Genomic DNA, 2,835 nt, shown 5'->3' on the forward strand with positions numbered 1-2,835 from the left:
TTGCTCCAAGTTGCGTAATGCCTGCTGAGGGGCGCATTTGGAGACCTGGTAGTACCAGCGATGTTCTTTCTTCACCTCGGCCACTAGGCGCTTGTGCAGGTCAATGGCGGTGGGAAGTTTTTGCTGGTTCTCCAGGGCTTGCCGACAGACTTCTAAGCCCCAGTTATAGGCGTGGCGGGCTACCCCAGCGTGTTGGGCGGCTAGAGTTGTTTGCTTGCGGTTAAGAATGAGTTGCGTCCGAAAACCCAGTAATATGCCCGCCACACCGCAAAGCGTCCATGAGTTCCGTGAAGCTTTCGGCTTGGCGCTCACAAGCCCCCTTTAGCTTTAGGTAACTCATGTTGACTACTGTAAGCTTTTCGGCCTGCTGTTGTCAGCCTCTGGTTTTGTCTGCTGGTTTTGCTGGGGTTGGGGGGGTGGGGACGGCCAGCAGGGATCCCCTGCCACGGGTTGGATGTGCAACTCCAGGTAGCCGGTGGCCGGATCCGGTTGACGGGAGAAGCGGTACTCCGGGCTATCGGCGAGGACAATTTCGGCGGTGGTGTAGATGAGGCAGCCGGGGCGCAGGTGTCCCCCCCAGGTTTGGCCTCGGGCATCGGCAACGGTGAGATGGAGATGGACTCCGTCAGGGCACAGGGATCCACTCAGGGCCAGGATCTCCAGGCGTTCCGACAGCAGGTGATCCCCCGTTTGGTCGGCCAGGCGCAGGATGGCTTGGCTGAGGCTGCCGACAGCGCTGAGGACAAACCCCGCTTGCAAGGGCTGCTGCCGGGCCAATCGCTCTAGTTCCTGCTTGAGATCTTGGCCGGGGAAGAGGCGCAAGGGATAAATCTTGAGGGATCCCGGTGGCATGGGCTGGAGCTCTTGGCGGCGGGAGGAGCGGATCCCGGGTCGCCAACCGGGCTTGACCACCGGGCGGGAGCGAGCGATCACCAAGCAGTCATCCGGCAGGGGGTAGCGGGCAGGGATGGTGGAGCCGGCAGCAATGGTGACATCGGATCCCACCTGCAAAGGAGCCACCAACACCGAGTTGGCGCCTGTTTTGCTGCGATCCCCAATTTCGGTAAAGTGCTTTTGCTGGCCGTCGTAGTTGGCGATGATGGTGCCCGCCCCGATGTTGACCTGGGATCCCAGCTTGGCATCGCCCAGGTAGGCCAAGTGGGCGGCGTTGCTGTGGGATCCAATCTGGGTATTTTTGGTTTCCACAAAGTTGCCGATGCGGCAATGATCCCCAATCTGGCTGTGGGGGCGCACGTGGGCGTAGGGGCCTATCCAGACGTGGTTGCCGATGCGGCTGTGGCTGACCACCGAGTAGAGAATGTGACACCCAGATCCAATCTCGCTGGACTCGATCCAACTGCCCGGCCCCAGGCGGGTTCCCGAGCCAATGCGGCACACCCCTCGCAGATGGGTTTGGGGCTCGATCACCACATCGGGGGCCAATTCCACCGTTTCCTCGAGGCTGCTGCTATCGGGATCCACAAAGGTGACCCCGGCTTCCATCCAGGCTTCTTTGAGGCGATCCTGCAAAATCTGGTACGCCTGGGCCAGTTGGCGGCGGTCGTTGACGCCCACAATTTCTTGCGGATCGGCAACATCCAGAGCGATGGCTTTGCCCACCCGCTTGACGGCATCTGTTAGGTAGTACTCCTGCTGTGCGTTGTTGCGATTGAGATGGGGCAAAACCTGGGCCAGAGCCGGCCAGTGAAAACAATACACCCCACTGTTGATGCGGCGATTTTGCCGTTGGGCCGGGGTGCAGTCTCGCTCTTCCACCAGTTCCAGCACTCGCTGTTGGGCATCGCAGAACACCCGTCCATAGCCATAGGGATCCGCCACCTGAGCCGAGAGCAAGGTTACCTCTGGGTTCATCTGGCGGTGGCGCTCCACCAGAGCTTGCAGGGTTTCTGCCCGCAGCAGGGGCACATCCCCGTTGATCACCAGCAGATCCCCCTGAAAACCGCCCAGGACGGGCAACAGCTGTTGAACGGCGTGTCCGGTGCCCAATTGCTGGGCCTGCTCCACAAATTCAACCGGGTACTCCCGCAGGGCTTGGCGCACCTGCTCCTGTTCATAACCCACAATCACCAGACAGCGGTGGGGTTTCAAGGTTAGCACCGTGCGCAGCAGCCGCTCGATCAAAGACAGGGATCCCAGCTTGTGCAGCACCTTGGGCAACTGCGACCGCATCCGGGTACCTTTGCCCGCTGCCAAGATCGCTACCGATAGTTCCCGCTCTGCCATGTTCCTTCCCCGAACCGCCCCCATCAAGTATAGGCGGCGGGATGCTGCTCAAAAATCTTCTGAGGTTGGATCCAAGTTCCTGAGCCCTGTGCGGCCAAAACTGAGCTAGCTTAATGGCACATCTAGCTGGTGCAGTCTATGGCCGAGAGCAGGGGCCCTGATATGCCCCCACAGGAACGTCGGCGGTTGGTCCGCGAGGTGGCCGGTTGGCTGGCGATGCTGGGGGTGTTCATTCCAGGGTTGCAGCGCTTCTATATGGGGCACCAACGCTGGGGCTGGGGCTACTTGGTGGCGGGGCTGATGGTGTTCGTTCCTTCCATCCCGCTGCAGATTCTCAGCTACGGGGTACGCGCCCTTTGTTTGCTGGAAGGGCTGTGGATCCTGACCATGAGCAATGCCGATTTCGATTTTCGATTCAACCGAGAGTTGATCGAGCTGGAATGGACCAGTGTGGAAGGGCGAGAAGCCCGGGATCCCGAACAGCAGTTGGAAAGCCAGTTGAAACAGGGCTTGATCACCCGCGCTGAATATGAGGAGCGCCGCCGGCAAATCCGCAAGATTTCGTAAACTACCCGGCTCCGACCGCTAAGC

At 60.2% G+C, this 2,835-nt stretch carries 3 protein-coding genes and 1 pseudogene; 1 reads left to right on the forward strand and 3 read right to left on the reverse strand.

Translation table 11 applies throughout. The annotated features are described in order from the left end of the window. The 3 genes and pseudogenes from NW815_RS13455 to glmU form a co-directional block, all read right to left on the reverse strand. A partial coding sequence (locus tag NW815_RS13455) for a helix-turn-helix domain-containing protein (protein ID WP_414416120.1) occupies nt 1-264 on the reverse strand: 264 nt, incomplete at its 3' end. Nucleotides 265-345: 81 nt separating this feature from the next. Next, nucleotides 346-852 carry a PPC domain-containing DNA-binding protein gene (locus tag NW815_RS13460; protein ID WP_414390838.1) on the reverse strand — a complete coding sequence of 169 codons (507 nt, stop codon included), beginning with the start codon at nt 850-852 and terminating at the stop codon, nt 346-348. Nucleotides 853-894: 42 nt separating this feature from the next. After that, a pseudogene (gene glmU / locus NW815_RS13465) lies at nt 895-2,244 on the reverse strand (bifunctional UDP-N-acetylglucosamine diphosphorylase/glucosamine-1-phosphate N-acetyltransferase GlmU); the annotation flags it as partial. Between the two features lie 138 nt (nt 2,245-2,382). Here glmU and NW815_RS13470 point away from each other — a divergent pair. Then, a complete protein-coding gene (locus NW815_RS13470) occupies nt 2,383-2,811 on the forward strand; it encodes an SHOCT domain-containing protein (RefSeq protein ID WP_414390833.1) in 429 nt (142 codons plus the stop codon). The last annotated feature ends 24 nt before the right edge of the window (nt 2,812-2,835 follow it).

Origin of the sequence: Synechococcus sp. R6-7, assembly GCF_047461695.1 — a bacterium.
GTDB lineage: Bacteria > Cyanobacteriota > Cyanobacteriia > Thermostichales > Thermostichaceae > Thermostichus.